This window comes from Fibrella forsythiae, from assembly GCF_017353175.1.
Taxonomy (GTDB): domain Bacteria; phylum Bacteroidota; class Bacteroidia; order Cytophagales; family Spirosomataceae; genus Fibrella; species Fibrella forsythiae.
In genome coordinates, this window is sequence record NZ_JAFMYW010000001.1 from 951,371 (window position 1) to 967,921 (window position 16,551).

Here is a 16,551-nt window from a genome sequence, read left to right on the forward strand (position 1 = left end):
GTAACGGTATGGCCATTGGAAATAAACACGTGATCAAGTACGGTTGGCCCACGGCCGCACCACCGTACTTTTGAAAAGAGGTAGAACAGGGAAGTAATAAGGTCCGGAATTGTAGCTCGACGACTTTAACGACACCCGATTAGGCGCGTTACTTCTATCGGTAATTGCAATTGCACCTGTGTACGCAAACGTCTGATACGATTCGGTCAGCAAAGCACCGTCGGTCTGCTCCGGTAGCTCAACATAATTGTTTTTATAAATAAACGTGTTTACGCCCAGGTCAGCCGGGTTAGGCTCTGACCCATCCAATGTGTAGTAGACGGTAACTGAAGGATCTGGCGATGTAATACTGAGGCTGAAGGCACTGCTTTAGAAACCTTCCGACTGCGAAAAAACAGGTACGTTCAGCACCTCACTATACCCAGTCTGACCTGCATTCGACGTACCTGGGCTGGTATCATCTACGGTTGATGTTCGCTGGAAAAACAACCAGTCTGTCGTTCCATCCGGTTTCCGACCCCCACGAAATGTCTGTCCGCTGCGGCCCAAACGTTACCTGATCAACAAGCGTCGTTCCGTCGGGCATGTACATTCACCTTCAGCCGACAGTTTAAAACCAACGCGCAACGGACCACGGTTGGTGCGTGGCTAGCCCAGATAATCAGGTAGCCATGAGCCGGAATTATGGTCTATGCAGAGCCAGTTGGAAATTGATGTTTGGTCGGACTCGACAGGTTGTCGGTGACGTAATAGCCGGCGATATCTACCGGTACCGAGTTGGGATTGTATAATTCAAACCAGTCTTCAAACGCGTTTGTCTCATCCGAGAATGTTTACGCATTTGACGCCATTATTTCGTTGATATAGATCTGTTGCGAGAAAGAAGTGCCGCTAATAGCTAGCAGATAAATCAGGACCGGAACAACGAATGGCAGACGCAACGATAAAGCGATCTTCGTGATATAGACAGTCCTAAGCGGTACAGCGTATAGCGCACAATTAATTGCTACAGCGTGTATTTTCCGATTTTAATATACTTATGCGTATTAACAATAAGCCAATCTTAGTGAACAAAACCAGTATTAACCAACTAAGTTGTTAGTCTGTAAGTACTCATTAGTCAAATCGCTGATATTCATACTGATATATGTCCAATAAAAGCAAAAAATTGATTAAAGATCTATATTGGGTGTCCTGTTTCTCACGATAATTTACTTTCACAAAACAATATTACTTTACTTCATAGTAACCAGAAAGTTAGTCAGGTTATTTTAAAAAGTGTGTGAAGTGCTTTTTTTTATAAGTGTTTATTCTCTGTTTACTTCGTTCAATGATCTGCTGAGTTTACGAGTTGCGGAGTTAGGGCTAAATGCCCACAGTGACAACTATTAGTTCTGGCTATCCAGGTAGGAATTAGTTGCTATGAGCAATTGGATACTAATGCGCCGACAGTTCTACACAGCAGTGAGTGGCGGTCAGTTGACAATTTTGTCGGGCATCAATCAGGCTGGTATTTTACCTTTATAGCCCACATTCAAACTTCGACGTACCCAATCCGTTCGCCAGCTATTGAAACGTATCGCCATTTTCGCTTCCGGTTCAGGCAGTAATGCCGAAGAAATTGCCCGCCATTTTTCAGATCAGACAGATGTACAGCTTGTGCTTATTCTGACCAATAACCCACAGGCAGGTGTCATTGACCGCTCACGCCGGGGATTTGGCTGTGGCCAGCACGTACCTGTGGTGGTGTTCGACCGCCCCGCTTTCCGAACGACTGATCGCCTTGTTGAGCTACTGAAAGCACAGCAGATTGATCTGATTGTGCTGGCTGGCTTCATGTGGCTGGTACCCGCCTCGCTGGTCCAGGCATTTCCCGGCCGCATTCTCAATATTCATCCGGCTCTGCTGCCCAAATTCGGTGGTAAGGGCATGTTTGGCCACCATGTTCACGAAGCTGTTGTCGCTGCAGGCGAGACAGAGTCGGGCATCACCATTCATTTCGTGAATGAACAGTACGATGAAGGACAAATAATTTTTCAGGCCAGGTGCCCCGTTTTGTCAACTGATACGGCCGACGATGTCGCCGCAAAGGTGCATGCGCTGGAGTATGCGCATTACCCGCGTGTGGTGGGTGAGGTTCTGGCAACTTTAGCCACTCAATAGCCGTTTAGAACGTACCTAGCCCATTTTCTCATGTTCCGCCGTTCTATTTATCGCTACGCATTGACGCTGTTGCCCGTTCTGATGTCGGGCTGTTTCCGGCCCGCCATTCCGATCTCAACGGGCCCAAAATACCCGGTAGACCTTTTTTATGCTGATCAGTCACCGGGACGAACCTACGACGAGCTTAAGTTTCTGTATATCACCGACGAAAAACCAATTGAGCAAAACCAGCGAATCAAAGGCGGGCGAATGTTGGGGCGGGGAAATACCATGCTCGACAAAGACGCGCTGATGGGTAAACTGACCCTGCAGGCCAAACGACTGGGAGCCGACGCGCTCATAAACGTTAAATATCAGTATTTCACCACCGCCACTGTCAATGGATATTCATTGGAAGGCTTGGCCGTGAAGTACAAACAGGAACGGGAAGTGAATTAGGGGTGGTGGCTGGTTGGCTGGTTGATTGGTTGGTTAATTGGTTGGCTAGTTAGTTGGTTAGGCTAGGAACCGAAGCTTCTAGCCTAACCAACTAACTAGCCAACCAATTAACCAACCAATTAACCAATCAACCAGCCAACCACTCACCGCTTCCCGACAAAATCGGCTATCGTATCGGCCAGAGCAGGTACAATACTGAGATTGGGGTTACTATAGGTAGCCATATTTGCCATCCGTTCGGCGGGGGCTTCTTTAAGGATATGGTTCATTGTATCGAAAAAGACCAATTTGGCATCTGGGCGGGCAGCCTTTAGTCGTTCGGCTTCAGTTACGGCCACTTGAATATCGCGTTTGCCCTGCAAAATAAGCACGGGCCCTTTGAATGCCTTTATTACGTCGGCCGGGTCATATTTCATCCACGAAATCAGGTACGGTTGTGCCTTGGGCGCAAAAAATGAAGCCAGCATCATGGGCGGTTGCTTTACGGCTTGCCCGGCCTTGAGCGAATCCAGATCACGGGTGGCAGTTATCAACGCATCACCCTGTACGCCCCCGTTGGCAAACTGCACCTTGATGATATCCGCGATATTCTGTCCGGCACCGGCAATGGAAATAAACCGGGTCACTTTGGTCTGTGCTGCGGCCAGCATACCCACCAGCGACCCTTCGCTATGACCAGCCACCGTGACGGATGAAAACCGTTTGTCGGCCTGTAGCTGTCGGATAAACCCAACGGCGTCATCGACACCGTAGTCGAAGTTGGCTTCCGATTTGTTGAGCCTGACGGCATAAAGCACTGAATTTGTGCCACTTCCGCGCTTATCGTACCGCAACACAGCCACCCCACGTTTGGTCAGGCTATCGGCCAGTTGCCGAAACATGTTCATCTGCTGGTAGCCGGGTGCGCTACTATTGCCATTCCGGTCTGTTGGGCCAGAGCCCGCAATTAACAGTACTACCGGCACCCGTTTTTTCACGTTGGCGGGTAGGGTCAATGTTCCTTCCAGCGTCAGACTTGCACCGGCCGGTTGAGTAATGGCGTACTGGATCGTTTCTTCGGTTTGCGCCTGCACAGCCGACGTAGCGGCCAACAGAAACAACGCAACCACCAGTCCCTGTTTAAACAGCCGATACGAATACACGTACGGAACCACAGCCAGCACAAATACGACCACAACAGTGAGTCCTGTTTTGGCCACGGCCGGTAAAAACAGACTCACCACAAACGCCGCTAGCCCAACACTAACCCAGAGTTTACCAGCCATCCGATGTGTTTTGCGCCAGTTTTCCTGACTAGCCAGCGCCCAGGGCGTTCTGATGCCTACGAAATAGTTTTGCGGCACGGTCAGCATGACGTTTCCCATGGCTGCCAGCAATAGAAACACTGCCGATAAGATCAAATCAGAGACGATCTCTCCCGTTTTGCCGGCGTGGATGATGTACAGAATAACACAGGAGAGCCCGGCTACGAAAAGCGTCATCGTGAATCGAATTCGAGCATAACTGGCCGAATTAAGGTGCTTCCTGGGGTCTATAGCTGGCAGCACACGAAGCAGGCCGTAGATGAAAGCAGACAGAACGACCAGCCCGATGGCCAGCGATTCTTTGCTGTTATAGGCATTGGGTTGGCCTTCGGCGCTGAAATGAGTCGGCACCTCAGCCGGTAACACGGACCAAATTGACGCCAGATACATGAGTGGTAAAACAGTGATTAACACTAACACCCATTCTGACGAGCGTGATAATTTTTCCATGACAAAAAGTAATAGAGTAATTCATTCATAGACAGTTAACTGGATTTTTTACTCGAATCTGGCTCTGGTGCCGGCGGCGATGTATTGAGTAAGGATGAACCGGTGAAGTTCATCAGCCAGGCCAGCAGTTCATCCAGCACGGTGGTGTTCAGGGTGTAGGTTACGAACTGGCCGTTCTTGGTTGAGTCGACAAGACCAGCCTGCCTGAGCAAATCCAGATGGTGTGAAATGCTGGGTTTGGTCATCTCGAACTGATCCGCAATTTCACCGGCGGTTAAATCACCCTTTCGTAACAATTCCAACATCTGGCGGCGAGTCGGGTCATTCAGGGCCTTGAATAGCGCGTTCATCTGCTCATCGATTAAATACTTAGACAAATGTCTAATTAATAAACTCTGGGGATTCAGTATTTAGACAAACGGCTGAATACCAAGATAAGCGGATAATTCTCTGCTGATAAGTTATTTCGTAGAATCCCGCTTAGGCCTGCGGCGGAGCGAATCAGGCAGCATCGGTATTACTATAGGTCCCTGCCTCGACTGGTAGCGCGGGCCAGGCATGGGCACAGCCGTCCCTTGTCCCTTCCTAATAGGCATATGATCGTAGATCTGTGAACCAGACACTGGCTTTATGACCATTATGGAGTCTTGCGAGCAGGCGGGAATTGCTGCCATCAGCAGTATAGTGAGCGAGATAGATTGTGAAGCGTTCATGGGCAAATGAGTCTATTTCAACAGCTTCCGTTGCAATAGCCAGTAATGATTAGCCTAAAAACTAGCGTAACACCAGCCCCTCCAGCATGGTAACGTACCCGGCAATTCCCTCTTCCAGTTCAATCAGATAAATAAACTCATCCGCCGTATGTGACCGTTCTGAATGACCGGGACCGCACTTCAGCGATGGCATGGGCAGTAGCGCTTGATCCGACAGCGTTGGCGACCCGTAAGTGGTTCGACCAAGCGCTAGCCCGGCCTGCACCAGCGGATGCTCGACTGCAATGCCTGACGAGCGCAGCCGAACCGAGCGCGGTACTACCTCAGCCTGTACGTTGGTCCTGACAATGTCCAGTACCTCTTCGAGGGTGTATTGCTCGGTTACCCGGACATCAACGGTAAACGTGCAGGTATCAGGTACTACGTTGTGCTGCGTGCCCGACTGAATAATCGTTACCGACTGTTTCACCGGCCCCAACAACGGCGACACGTTTGGGTACTGATACGTCTGAAACCACTGCAAATCGGGCATGGCTTTGGTAATCGCGTTTTCGCCTTCATCGCGGGCGGCATGCCCCGCCCGGCCCCGAACCGTACAATCGAGCACCATCAGCCCCTTCTCGGCAATGGCCAGATGCATCTGGGTTGGTTCGCCCACCAGCGCCACATCAATGGGTGGCAGATGCGGCAAGAGCAATTCAATACCGCCCCGGCCAGAGATTTCTTCTTCGGCACTCGCCGCGATCACCAGATTGTAAGCCAGATCAGCCCGGTCGTGGAAATGCACGAACGTACCCAGCAAACTTACCAGACAGCCACCCGCATCGTTGCTTCCCAGTCCATACAGTTTACCATCCTCAATCGTCGGTGCAAACGGGTCGCGGGTATACGAAGCGTTGGGCTTTACCGTGTCATGGTGCGAATTCAGCAAAAGCGTAGGCTTTCTGGGGTCAAAGTGGCGATTCTGAGCCCACACGTTGTGGCCAACCCGCTTGCTGGTGATGCCATGTAAGCGCAGGTACGTTGCAATCAGTTCAGCGGTTGGCCCTTCTTCCCGGCTCATCGACGGAGTAGCAATCAGCGCTTTGAGTAGTTGCAGCGCATTATCTATCAAGCGGGGCAGTGAGTTTGGTCCTACGTTCATGCTGCAAAGAAACAATGTCGGCACCATTGTGCCCCCGACAGGCAAGTGGTTAGCCACCAAAAAAAGGCTGCCCAACCGTAGTCAGGCAGCCTTCTGGCTGGTAACACCCTATTTTCGCTGTGGCTATCCCCGCTCGTCAGAGAGGTATTTCCGGAGCATCCAGGCCATTTTTTCGTGGGCCTCCATGAGCCCGGTGAGGAAATCGGCCGTGCCGGCATCTTCCAGTTCTTCGTCTGTTGTTTTCACATCGTCGCGCAGTTCCCGAATCACCTGTTCGTGGTCGGCCAGCAGGCGTTTAAACATTTCCTGCGTTTTGATGTGTCCATCGTGGTCTTCTTTCAGGCTGGATGTTTTGATGAAATCAGCCATCGTGGCCAATGGCCGGCCACCCAGTTGCCGAATACGTTCGGCCACCAGGTCGATTTCTTCTTCCAGTTCCTTGTATTGCTCTTCAAAGAACTCGTGATACTCTTTGAAACTTGGGCCGCTCACGTCCCAGTGGAACTTGCGGGTTTTGATGTATAGTACGTGTAAGTCAGCTAGAAACGCATTTAGTAGCTCGTTATCCTGCTTCAGTACGTCCTTTTCGAGGCCAATATTGGGTTGCATAATCGTGTTTGAGTGGTTCGAAATCTGAAAAGAAAATAGACTCATTTCCGGAGAAGAATCTACCTACCTAACCAATAAACGAGCCGATTGTTAACGTCTCCGGTTCACTTACCGCCGAAGCTTCTGAACGGTGAGTTTCCGGGCCAATCGCGTACCTTGCAAACCAATCCGACTACCTTTTGTATGCAGACGATTGCTAACACAACTTCTGATTTCATCCGCGTTTCTTCTGAAATCGGCACACTCCGGCGGCTTTTGATCCATAGTCCCGACCGGGGCTTAGGCAAGGTAGTGCCCTCAAAAGCGCAGGACTGGTTGTTCGAAGACATCGTGAATCTGGATATGATGCGGCGCGATGAGTATGATTTTTATGTCAAACTGTTGCTTTATTTTCTCGATCCGGACAAGATAAAAGGGCGCGTGGCCAACCTGGCCCCCGGCACCGACCGTGGCTTTTTCAAACCCGATCACCCAGACTATTTTGCGTCAGAGAAGGTCATTGACATTCAGTGCCTGCTCTCCGATATTCTGGCCGATGAGGTCATTCGTACCAAACTGATTGCGGCCATCTGTGGTATTGAACGCACTTCGTTTAAGACCCAACAGCAGCTAACCAGCGTTGACCCGGTTGAACTGGCCAAAATTCTGATCTCCGGCTCGCTCCCCGACCGCACGATGCTGTTTGCGCCGCTGCCCAACTTCATCTTCACGCGCGACATCGGCATCGTCATCAACGATCATATTCTGCTAAACAAACCGGCCAAACAGGCACGTACCCGCGAAGCACTTCTGGCTCAATACATCTTTTTCAATCATTCGCTCTTTGCCGATTACCGGGATAAGATCATTGAGATCCCCGACAACGAACACGCTTTCCTCCTGCCCGACTCCGACACGGCCCGCGACCTTAGCCGCTCAACCCTCGAAGGGGGCGATGTGATGATGATCGGGCCACGGCATCTGCTGATCGGCTGCAGTGAGCGAACAACCCTCTACGCCGCCCAGCAGGTGATGCGGCTGGTTTTCGACAAAGGCGTTGTCGATACCGTCACGATCATCAAGATTCCCAAAAAGCGCGATTACATGCACATCGACACCGTATTTACGCAGGTGAAACGGAATGTCTGGGTACTGCTGGGTACGTTGGCACGCACTGGCGACGAAGCCAGGAAGCAGGATGTGATGCACTTTTTCGCCCCGAAAGACCTGTCTGAAGACCTGAAAATTCTTCAGTTCAGAAAGGGCCAGGAGCAAAAGCCGATCGAGATCGAGAACCTCGAAGACCTACTGGCCAATATTAGCCGGAATGACCTCGGCGCCACCGAACCGGTAACCTTCATTTATTCCGGCAACAACGAATTTCCCTTCGGTGCCCGCGAACAGTGGACGGACTCGTGCAACCTGCTGGCGCTGAAAGATGGTGTTGTGGTTGGCTATGACCGTAACGATTATACGGCCGAAGCCTTCCGGCAGGCGGGATTCGATGTGGTCACTGCCGCTGAGGTACTTGATCGGTTCGAGCGGGGCGAATCATCGCCGGAAGCAATCGAAAACACCTTCATCATGCTCCCCTCTGCCGAACTTAGCCGAGCCCGTGGCGGTAGCCATTGCATGAGTTTACCATTGCTTCGCGAAGGGTTTTGATCGATTTTGCTGTATTTTTAACGAAACGTTACAACCTTATACAGGTTCAATCGTCAGACATTGAACCATCCACTACCCTATGCAATCTCAAACTACGCAGCGCATTTTAATGATCCGTCCTGTCCGGTTTGGCTTTAACGAGCAAACGGCAGCATCCAATTCGTTTCAGGATGCGTCACTGGCTGGTCGGCCAGTTGAGCAGGCGCAGGCCGACGCTCAACGTGAGTTCGATGAGATGGTTCGGCAACTCCGGGCCAGTGGCGTAGATGTCATGGTCTATAACGATACGCCCGACCCCCACACGCCCGATTCGATTTTTCCGAACAACTGGGTGTCTTTCCACTTCAGCGGAACGGTGGTATTGTATCCCATGCAAGCCGAAAATCGCCGCCTGGAACGTCGCCAGGATATTATCGATGATCTGGCTCAGCATTTCCACGTTTCGAAAGTGGTGGATCTGACGGCGTTTGAGAAAGAGGGGAAATTCCTGGAAGGAACGGGCAGCATGGTGCTCGACCGCATGAGCCGCGTGGCCTTTGCCTGCCTGTCCCCCCGCACTGACCCGGATGTGCTGGCCGAATTCAGTCGGCAAACGGGTTACAAAACCGTGTCCTTTCATGCCGTAGACGAAACGGGCAAGCCGGTGTACCATACCAACGTGCTGATGTGTATTGGTGATTCGTTTGCCGTAGTTTGTCTGCAGGCGATTCAGGACCTCGACGAACGGCTGATGGTTCGGCAGGAGTTGGAGCGGCTTGGCAAACGGATCATTGAAATTACCATCGAGCAAATGAATGCGTTTGCGGGTAACATGCTGCTGGTGAAGACGACCCGTGGCCAGAAATTGCTCATCATGTCGAAGCAGGCGCACCAGTCGCTAACCGAAAAACAGATCGATGTGCTCGACGACTACGCGGCCATACAAACGTTTGATCTGGCAACCATTGAAGCCAACGGTGGTGGGTCGGCCCGGTGTATGATGGCCGAGGTGCACCTTCCATCCAAATAACAGGCAAACGGATTCGCCAGCCAAGTTGTTACCCTGTCATGGACTCAGTTGCACCACATACAGACTTGCCTACTACAACTTCGCCGGGTGAATCCGGAACGGCAGCACTCTCGACACGTTTCGGGGCCTGTCTGCTGTTTTCTGCCAATGCGCTGGCTCGCTCGTTGACGACGATCGGTGATGGTGAATTTGCTCAACTGGGGCTCTCCTATTCGCACGCCTACCTGCTGAACGAAATTGCCCTTAATCCGGGTATGACGCCAACGTACCTGAGCGAGACACTGTTACTCTCCCCGTCAACCATTACCCGCTTGATTGAAAAACTGGAAGGGAAAGGGCTGGCTCGTCGGGAAATGGTGGGCAAGCATACGATGGTGTTTGCTACGCAGGCTGGTGAAGACCTGGCTCCGGCAGTAGACAGGGCCTGGCAGGCCAACTGGGCGAAATTTTCCGAGAAACTGGGCGAAGACAACGCCCTGGCGTTGACCAGGCAGATTTTTGCCGCTGCCGAACGGTTAAACGCTGATCCATCAGGCGAATAGGCTACTGCGCTGCCGGATTGTCTACGTGCATATCGGTCACATTCCAGCACGTCAGGCCCGGAGAATCTTTACACTCAAAGAGCGCAAACTCGTCGATTCCCGGCTTCAGGCGCTCAAAATAGAGCACGAATTTTGCCTTGTCTCCGGCCTGAACGTCAATATGATCAGGCGTTTGGCGAATACCTTCAGCCTTCACGAAGGCAAATGTTTCTTTCCCGTCGAGGCTGACCAGTTGAGCCTTTGGATCAATGGAGATCTGAGTCGATGAGCTGCTGCCATACTGACCACGTGAGTGATCGAATGTCATGTACAGGACCGTGTATTTGGCAGTCAGACGAATATCGGTTACACTGAGTTGCGCATCATTACTGTGACCAAGCCCCCCGATAGGATCGGGCAGGATACGCCGGTTTAGCTCCTCGAGCGGCGAGGCTTTTACGTAATACTCCGTTTCGTCGGCAGGCTGATGACTCGGCGTTGGCCGGGTGGTTGTGCAGGAGACAGCTAGCCCGCACAGGGCGGTGAGTAGGAGAACCCGTTTCATACTTGATCGTGTATTAAGGGTAATGGTATACGTGAAACCTGAATTCTATTCGTTCAGTTAGTAAAATAGCAAAAAATCCAGTCAACCCCCATTTATGAATCGCTACTTACGTTTCGCTAAAGGCCCTGTACTACTCATCTTCCTGCTGTTGACGGGGCTCACCTCCTGCAAAAAAAGTGAAGCTGACCAGATTGCTGCCCGTGCCGACCTGCTGGTTGCCAACGACTGGCGACTCACCCGGATCACCGATACAAATGGCACCATCATAGCCGTCAACCGGTTGGGCGTAGGTGCATTGGCCCTAAATTTTGCGGATATACAGTTTACCAATAAAAACGTTGCCCGCGCCATTGACCGGACAACAAAACAGATACTCAATGGCGGAACCTGGTATCTGGTCCAGAATAATGAAGCGCTGGACGTAAACGTGAATGGCTTCGCGGGCATTTTCCCCATCATCGCCCTGTCACGTACCCAGCTGATCATTCGCCAGAATACAACCGTCGACGGGCAAAAAACCGATGTGAACCTGGAGTTTGCCCCGTCGGTATAAGCATCTCAGCCTTTATGCCTGCCAATATAAAAGAGCTTTTCACCACCGTAGCCCACCCCGGCCGTGTTGACTGGATCAGCATTCGTCCCCAGCGGAACATACCGGTAACGCCTGTTACGGAGGTGACCGTTTCAGAGCAACAAGGCTTAGTGGGTGACCATTATTCAGGGCAGAATGGCAAACGCCACATCACCCTTATTCAAGCCGAACACCTGCCAGCCATTGCCGCGTTTGTAGGCGAACCGGCTATTGACCCGGCGCTGCTACGGCGCAACATCGTCGTGTCGGGCCTAAATCTGCTGGCGTTGAAAGGACAGCAATTCCGTTTGGGTGAGGACGTGATCCTGGAGTACACCGGTGAGTGTTATCCCTGTTCTAAAATGGAGACAGCCCTCGGCGAAGGCGGTTATAACGCCCTGCGCGGTCATGGTGGCATTACCGCCCGTGTCATCCAGGGCGGCCAGGTACGTGTTGGTGATCAGGTGAGGTTGGTTTAACACGACGGAAGCGAGCAACGATTCTTCACTGACCGTCCTGGCTAAAAGAACTAGCAAGTGCTTTTTCGCTATGTTTTTGTCATCCCGAAGCGTGAGGGCTCGTAGCGCTCCTTTTAATAGCGCCTGGCGCTACTGATTAGAACGACACGAGCCCTCATCTTCGGGATGACAAAAACATAGCGACTTACCTCGGCTGTATCAGCCGTTCCCAGGTCATTTCCGTGAAGTCGGTGATTACATCGTTGGTCACTTCGGCCAGTTCGGTCGGCGTATGTGTGGTAGCTACGCCGACAACGCGGGCACCCGCTGCCCGACCCGCTTTCACACCCGTCATCGAGTCTTCGAATACGATCGACTCTTCCGGCGATACGCCCAGCATTGCCATGGCTTTCAGGTAAATCTCAGGATCGGGCTTGGGACGAGTGACCAGTTTTTCGTGCAACAGTTCATCGAAATACGGGCGTAGCGCCAGCGCATCCATCACGAAATCGAGGTTTTCGACCGGGGCAGAGGTGGCAACGGCTGTTTTGATGCCGTGTTCTTTCAATAATTGTAAAAAAGAAACAAGCCCCGGAACAGCGATAATATCAGGCGCATAGATTTCGCGGAACAGGGCTTCTTTTTCGTAGGCAAGCCGGTCGAAATCAGCCACATCAACGACCTGATCCGGGAAGAGATGCCCCAGAATAGCCCGGTTATGCTTACCGGACACATATTCCACAAATTCGGCATCAGAGAGTGTCCGGCCGTGTTGTTCGTAGTATTTCCGCCAGGCAATCTGATGGTGCGGGTTGGTATCGGCAATCACGCCGTCCATATCGAAGATTACTGCTTTTAGCATAGAAGAAAGGTAAATCAGTAGTCGTAAGTCGGTAGCCAATAGTCGCGCTGCTTGTTAAGTGACTTGATCCTATGCAGCGCCTTGTTGACTACCGACTTACGATTATCGACTTGGTTTAAAATAACGTAACAAACCGGCTGACGAGTGCTGAAGCGAGCAGCATGAAGGCAACGAAGAGCAGGCCCCAGTTCAGGCCAAACCCTTCTGCAATGAAGCCGATCAGGGGTGGGCCAGCCAGAAAGCCAACAAAACTGAACGTAGCGAACGTAGCCAGCCCGGCGGCGGGTGGAATGTTCGGAATACGTAGGGCTGCTGAGTACAGGATGGGCGCTCCGAGTGAACTTCCAGCCCCCAGCAGCGCAAAGCCGATCAGCGCTACAGCAGGCACGGGAACCACAACGGCCAGCACCAGCCCAGCCGCACCGATCAGCCCACCGATCAGTAACCAGCGTTTGGCACCAATTTGGGGAATAATGGCATCGCCCATGAACCGGCCCAATGTCATTGTCAGCGAGAAAGCACCGAAGCCCAGCGCCGCTACCTGACTGGTTGTTTTCAGGGAATCGCGCAGATAGACCGCGCTCCAGTCGAAGGCCAGCCCCTCCCCCATGGCCACGGCAAGCCCAATGAAAATCATCAGCAGTAAATCGATATTGGGCCGGACAAATGAAGCCGACTTTTCGGGCGGCACCACCGGAATTGACAGTAGTGTGGGACGAACAAGGAACGTGACGAGCAGAACGGCGATGGCTATACCAGCGACATGCAGCCCCGGCGGCACATGACTGGCAATGGCGATTCCGGCAATCAGCGAACTTAGAATACCGCCCACACTCCACATACCGTGGCAAGATGACATAATGACCACATTGTTCGCTTTTTCAACGTCGGTCGCCAGCGTATTCATGGCTACATTGATGAGGGCACTGCACAGGCCAACCATATACAGGCCAACTGCCAGCATAGGTACGTTGGTGGCGTTGACCGGAATGAGCAGGCTACAGCATAACGCAATCGCCGACCAGAAACAGGCGTTTGCCTGCCCCAGCTTTCCCACGATCCAGGCCGTAAGCGGGTTCATGGTGATCAGGCCGGCGGGCATAGCGAAGAGGGCCATTCCCAGCTGCGCATCCGATAACTGAAGCGAATCCTTCACGTGCGGTATGTGTGCAACCCAACTGCCAAAAACAAGGCTTTCGGTAGCAAAGACAAGGCCAACGGCGCGGGCTTGCACGTCGCTGAAAAAAGCAAACAGGTGCCGGGTGAACGAATGAATTGGTTGAGCAGATGAATTCATATCACAAAGATATGGCCTTCTACTCGCCAACGATGTGCTTTCATTTACGCCTTATGATGCTGTATTGACATTTTCATGGACAGTGCGGATCATAATTGACCATGGGTATGTTAATTTAGCACTATATGATTTACGCCAGATACGTTGCTTTTGCGTAATTTCTTTTTCGCTCCAGGCTTTGAGCCTGGCGGGGATTGCGACGGCGCACCGGCCTAGTCGAAGGGCCTGGAGCAAAAAAGAAATTACGCAAATCATGAAGGAACATGGTTAATCTCAACACCTTCCCAACCCATGCGTCTACAATTCGAGAAAATAGAACCGGAGCCAGATAGCTCGTTTAAGGTGGTGCACCTGACCAGCCCGCAAACGTGTTGGGTATACTGGCATTATCACCCTGAATACGAGATCGTTTATATTCCTGAAGGAAACGGACGACGGCACGTTGGCCAGCATGTCTCGAACTATGAGGATGGCGAGTTGATCTTCATCGGCCCCAACATTCCGCATCTGAATTTCAGCTACGACAAAGAAGGTGACTATGAAGAGGTAGTCGTTCAGCTGCGCGACGATTTTATGGGCGCAGAGTTTCTCAAGAAGCCTGAAATGGAGGCGGTTAAACGGCTGTTCAACCGCGCCAGTCAGGGGCTGGTTTTCGGCACGGAAACCAAACAACTTGTTGGTCCGCTACTGGTTCAACTGGCCAACCAAACCGGCTTCGATCGCCTGCTTTCCCTATTGAGCGTGTTTCAGAAATTAGGCCAGGCCACAGACGTACAGCCACTTCAGGCCGATGGCATTCAGTTCACCGTAGACCCGAAGGAAGAGCAGCGCATCAACCGGATCTACAGTTACGTGGCGGAACACCATGCGGAACCGATCGACCTTCGCACGGTATCGGATTTGGCCAACCTGACGGTCCCTGCCTTCTGTCGCTACTTCAAACGCATGACCCACCTGACTTTCTCTGACTTCGTAAACGAGTACCGCATAAACCAGGCACGCCGATTACTCCACACAGATCACACCATTGCCGCCATTAGCGCCGATGTAGGCTACACCAACCTGTCGCACTTTAACAAGACGTTCAAATCAATTACCGGCCAAACGCCAACGGCCTATCGGAAAGGATTGCCGGGTTGACTTTTTTACGTAGATGAACAGCCTACGAGTCGATTAGCAGCCTTGAGGCAACGGAACCATATGCTTCAGGAAAGTCAATGTGCACACGGTCACCATGAGGTTGGCGATTCAGTATCGGGCTGGCCATTCGCAGTTCGGAGCGTTAGTCTAACTACCAACCAATCGCGAATTGGCAATACATTTAGTATTCATTTGCCTGGTCAACTTGTTTCCCGTTCGAGATTGCGGCCTCTCACTAAAAACCAATGGCATAAAACCGAATCAGTTAAAAAGCTAGTTAGTTTTGGTAGAACACACCGAGAGCTCTAAGAAACAGCTATCGATGGAGGCCAGTAAAACAATTATTTTCAATTAAAATGGCTTTCTACTACATGGCTCAATCAGACATTGATTTTGGAAAGGACATTGAACGGGTGATGAGAATCCCTCTGATCACCACGCTACTCGATGTGGTTTGTCAGACAACAGGTATGGGATTTGCCGCTGTGGCCCGTGTAACAGAAGACAAATGGATTGCCTGTAGCGTACGCGATGATATCCAGTTTGGGTTGGTGCCAGGTGACGAGCTTCTGATAGCAACAACCATTTGTAACGAGATCCGCGATAACCAACAACCCGTAATCATTGATAATGTGCAGGCAAACGAAGCATTTCGTAACCATCATACGCCAAAGATGTATGGGTTTCAGAGTTACATTTCGTTTCCCATTGTGCTGAAAACAGGCGAGTTTTTTGGTACGCTTTGCGCCATTGACCCCAGTCCTATCCAGCTTAACAACGCTAAGACAGTGGGCATGTTCACGTTATTTGCTGACCTGATTTCTATGCATCTACAACAGTCAGAACTACTTGAACAAACCATAGATCAAGCCGATACGCTAGCGCAGCAAGTTCAGGAACGCACCAGCGAATTGCGGGAGTCGGTTTACTACCTACAACGTTCGAACCAAAATCTGCAACAATTCGCCCAGATCGCCAGCCACGACCTACAAGAGCCCTTACGTAAAATACAGTCGTTCGGTGATATCCTTCAAGCCAAATGGGGAACTCAATTGGGAGACGATGTCGATCTGCTTATGCGGATGCAGCAGGCAGCGAAACGAATGTCTTCGCTAATCAAGGATCTGTTGGTTTATTCTCGGATCTTGACCCGTCAGGAAGACCCGGCGTCGATCTCATTAAATCAGGTAGTAGCTGATGTATTAAAAATGCTGGAAATTAACATTTCCGAAGCCAATGCGCAGGTAACTGTTACGGCTCTACCGGTGGTGCAGGGTGACAGCAAACAGCTAGAGCAACTTTTCCAAAATCTGCTCAGTAACGCGTTGAAGTTTCGCCGGAAAGGCATTCCATCACAAATTACAGTTGGTTCCCAACCGATATCGGCAGCTGACTTGCCCGACTTAATTAAACCGATTAAAAAGGTAGCGATGTATCACCGGGTTCAGGTGAGTGATAACGGCATTGGTTTCGATGGAAAGTACGTGGATCGTATGTTTCAGGTGTTTCAACGTTTACACAGCAAAAACGAGTTTACCGGTACGGGTATCGGACTGGCTATTTGCGAGAAAGTGGTGAATAATCATGGGGGCATCATCACGGCCACCAGCCAACCGGGTAGTGGCAGCACATTCAGCGTTTATCTGCCCGGCTGAGGTGGGAG

The 16,551-nt window shown here is 51.4% G+C and carries 18 protein-coding genes; 9 read left to right on the forward strand and 9 right to left on the reverse strand.

What is annotated here, in order from left to right:
• Positions 1-33: 33 nt before the first annotated feature.
• Both J2I46_RS33455 and J2I46_RS04545 read right to left on the reverse strand, forming a co-directional pair.
• Positions 34-348, reverse strand: coding sequence for an FN3 associated domain-containing protein (locus tag J2I46_RS33455; RefSeq protein ID WP_207328113.1), 315 nt, complete (start codon positions 346-348; stop codon positions 34-36).
• A 21-nt stretch (positions 349-369) separates the two neighbouring features.
• The gene (locus tag J2I46_RS04545; protein WP_207327734.1) at positions 370-549 is read right to left on the reverse strand and encodes a hypothetical protein; all 180 of its coding nucleotides are present in this window, start codon (positions 547-549) and stop codon (positions 370-372) included.
• Positions 550-1,569: 1,020 nt separating this feature from the next.
• On the opposite strand from J2I46_RS04545, the gene purN reads away from it, so the two are divergent.
• Positions 1,570-2,163, forward strand: a complete 594-nt coding sequence (gene purN / locus J2I46_RS04550; protein WP_207327735.1) for a phosphoribosylglycinamide formyltransferase — start codon at positions 1,570-1,572, stop codon at positions 2,161-2,163.
• A gap of 30 nt (positions 2,164-2,193) precedes the next feature.
• Complete coding sequence (locus J2I46_RS04555; RefSeq protein WP_207327736.1) at positions 2,194-2,601, forward strand: hypothetical protein; 408 nt, start codon at positions 2,194-2,196, stop codon at positions 2,599-2,601.
• Between the two features lie 143 nt (positions 2,602-2,744).
• Here the strand turns inward: J2I46_RS04555 and J2I46_RS04560 are convergent, their stop codons facing one another.
• The 4 genes from J2I46_RS04560 to J2I46_RS04575 all read right to left on the reverse strand — a co-directional run bounded on the left by J2I46_RS04560 (position 2,745) and on the right by J2I46_RS04575 (position 6,821).
• Positions 2,745-4,355, reverse strand: coding sequence for an alpha/beta fold hydrolase (locus J2I46_RS04560; RefSeq protein WP_207327737.1), 1,611 nt, complete (start codon positions 4,353-4,355; stop codon positions 2,745-2,747).
• A gap of 35 nt (positions 4,356-4,390) precedes the next feature.
• The gene (locus tag J2I46_RS04565) at positions 4,391-4,705 is read right to left on the reverse strand and encodes an autorepressor SdpR family transcription factor (protein ID WP_207328114.1); all 315 of its coding nucleotides are present in this window, start codon (positions 4,703-4,705) and stop codon (positions 4,391-4,393) included.
• Between the two features lie 424 nt (positions 4,706-5,129).
• Positions 5,130-6,212: a M20 family metallo-hydrolase gene (locus tag J2I46_RS04570; protein WP_207327738.1), complete on the reverse strand. Its 1,083-nt coding sequence runs from the start codon at positions 6,210-6,212 to the stop codon at positions 5,130-5,132.
• Between the two features lie 123 nt (positions 6,213-6,335).
• Positions 6,336-6,821, reverse strand: coding sequence for a Dps family protein (locus J2I46_RS04575; protein WP_207327739.1), 486 nt, complete (start codon positions 6,819-6,821; stop codon positions 6,336-6,338).
• Positions 6,822-7,004: 183 nt separating this feature from the next.
• On the opposite strand from J2I46_RS04575, the gene J2I46_RS04580 reads away from it, so the two are divergent.
• From J2I46_RS04580 to J2I46_RS04590, 3 genes are all read left to right on the forward strand, one after another.
• On the forward strand, positions 7,005-8,465 hold the full coding sequence (locus J2I46_RS04580; RefSeq protein WP_207327740.1) for an arginine deiminase family protein: 1,461 nt from the start codon (positions 7,005-7,007) through the stop codon (positions 8,463-8,465).
• A gap of 79 nt (positions 8,466-8,544) precedes the next feature.
• Positions 8,545-9,474 carry a citrulline utilization hydrolase CtlX gene (ctlX, locus tag J2I46_RS04585; protein ID WP_207327741.1) on the forward strand — a complete coding sequence of 310 codons (930 nt, stop codon included), beginning with the start codon at positions 8,545-8,547 and terminating at the stop codon, positions 9,472-9,474.
• Positions 9,475-9,539: 65 nt separating this feature from the next.
• Positions 9,540-10,016 carry a MarR family winged helix-turn-helix transcriptional regulator gene (locus J2I46_RS04590; RefSeq protein WP_229379496.1) on the forward strand — a complete coding sequence of 159 codons (477 nt, stop codon included), beginning with the start codon at positions 9,540-9,542 and terminating at the stop codon, positions 10,014-10,016.
• A gap of 1 nt (position 10,017) precedes the next feature.
• Here the strand turns inward: J2I46_RS04590 and J2I46_RS04595 are convergent, their stop codons facing one another.
• Positions 10,018-10,560: a hypothetical protein gene (locus J2I46_RS04595; protein WP_207327743.1), complete on the reverse strand. Its 543-nt coding sequence runs from the start codon at positions 10,558-10,560 to the stop codon at positions 10,018-10,020.
• A gap of 94 nt (positions 10,561-10,654) precedes the next feature.
• On the opposite strand from J2I46_RS04595, the gene J2I46_RS04600 reads away from it, so the two are divergent.
• Together J2I46_RS04600 and J2I46_RS04605 are read left to right on the forward strand one after the other, a co-directional pair.
• Positions 10,655-11,113, forward strand: a complete 459-nt coding sequence (locus J2I46_RS04600) for a hypothetical protein (protein WP_207327744.1) — start codon at positions 10,655-10,657, stop codon at positions 11,111-11,113.
• Between the two features lie 14 nt (positions 11,114-11,127).
• Positions 11,128-11,610, forward strand: coding sequence for an MOSC domain-containing protein (locus tag J2I46_RS04605; protein ID WP_207327745.1), 483 nt, complete (start codon positions 11,128-11,130; stop codon positions 11,608-11,610).
• A 184-nt stretch (positions 11,611-11,794) separates the two neighbouring features.
• Here J2I46_RS04605 and J2I46_RS04610 read toward each other — a convergent pair whose 3' ends face one another.
• Both J2I46_RS04610 and J2I46_RS04615 read right to left on the reverse strand, forming a co-directional pair.
• The gene (locus tag J2I46_RS04610; protein WP_207327746.1) at positions 11,795-12,451 is read right to left on the reverse strand and encodes an HAD family hydrolase; all 657 of its coding nucleotides are present in this window, start codon (positions 12,449-12,451) and stop codon (positions 11,795-11,797) included.
• A gap of 115 nt (positions 12,452-12,566) precedes the next feature.
• Positions 12,567-13,748, reverse strand: coding sequence for an MFS transporter (locus J2I46_RS04615; protein WP_207327747.1), 1,182 nt, complete (start codon positions 13,746-13,748; stop codon positions 12,567-12,569).
• Positions 13,749-14,039: 291 nt separating this feature from the next.
• Between J2I46_RS04615 and J2I46_RS04620 the strand changes: the two genes are divergently transcribed.
• A complete protein-coding gene (locus tag J2I46_RS04620; protein ID WP_207327748.1) occupies positions 14,040-14,888 on the forward strand; it encodes an AraC family transcriptional regulator in 849 nt (282 codons plus the stop codon).
• Positions 14,889-15,259: 371 nt separating this feature from the next.
• On the forward strand, positions 15,260-16,543 hold the full coding sequence (locus J2I46_RS04625) for a GAF domain-containing sensor histidine kinase (RefSeq protein WP_207327749.1): 1,284 nt from the start codon (positions 15,260-15,262) through the stop codon (positions 16,541-16,543).
• The last annotated feature ends 8 nt before the right edge of the window (positions 16,544-16,551 follow it).

Coding starts and splice junctions, on each gene's coding strand:
- J2I46_RS04565 (WP_207328114.1), bottom strand. CDS start 4,705: ATGAACGCGCTATTCAAGGCCCTGAATGACCCGACTCGCCGCCAGATG.
- J2I46_RS04555 (WP_207327736.1), top strand. CDS start 2,194: ATGTTCCGCCGTTCTATTTATCGCTACGCATTGACGCTGTTGCCCGTT.
- ctlX (WP_207327741.1), top strand. CDS start 8,545: ATGCAATCTCAAACTACGCAGCGCATTTTAATGATCCGTCCTGTCCGG.
- J2I46_RS04595 (WP_207327743.1), bottom strand. CDS start 10,560: ATGAAACGGGTTCTCCTACTCACCGCCCTGTGCGGGCTAGCTGTCTCC.
- J2I46_RS04575 (WP_207327739.1), bottom strand. CDS start 6,821: ATGCAACCCAATATTGGCCTCGAAAAGGACGTACTGAAGCAGGATAAC.
- J2I46_RS04580 (WP_207327740.1), top strand. CDS start 7,005: ATGCAGACGATTGCTAACACAACTTCTGATTTCATCCGCGTTTCTTCT.
- J2I46_RS04615 (WP_207327747.1), bottom strand. CDS start 13,748: ATGAATTCATCTGCTCAACCAATTCATTCGTTCACCCGGCACCTGTTT.
- J2I46_RS04600 (WP_207327744.1), top strand. CDS start 10,655: ATGAATCGCTACTTACGTTTCGCTAAAGGCCCTGTACTACTCATCTTC.
- J2I46_RS04625 (WP_207327749.1), top strand. CDS start 15,260: ATGGCTCAATCAGACATTGATTTTGGAAAGGACATTGAACGGGTGATG.
- J2I46_RS04620 (WP_207327748.1), top strand. CDS start 14,040: ATGCGTCTACAATTCGAGAAAATAGAACCGGAGCCAGATAGCTCGTTT.
- J2I46_RS04570 (WP_207327738.1), bottom strand. CDS start 6,212: ATGAACGTAGGACCAAACTCACTGCCCCGCTTGATAGATAATGCGCTG.
- J2I46_RS04560 (WP_207327737.1), bottom strand. CDS start 4,355: ATGGAAAAATTATCACGCTCGTCAGAATGGGTGTTAGTGTTAATCACT.
- J2I46_RS04605 (WP_207327745.1), top strand. CDS start 11,128: ATGCCTGCCAATATAAAAGAGCTTTTCACCACCGTAGCCCACCCCGGC.
- J2I46_RS04610 (WP_207327746.1), bottom strand. CDS start 12,451: ATGCTAAAAGCAGTAATCTTCGATATGGACGGCGTGATTGCCGATACC.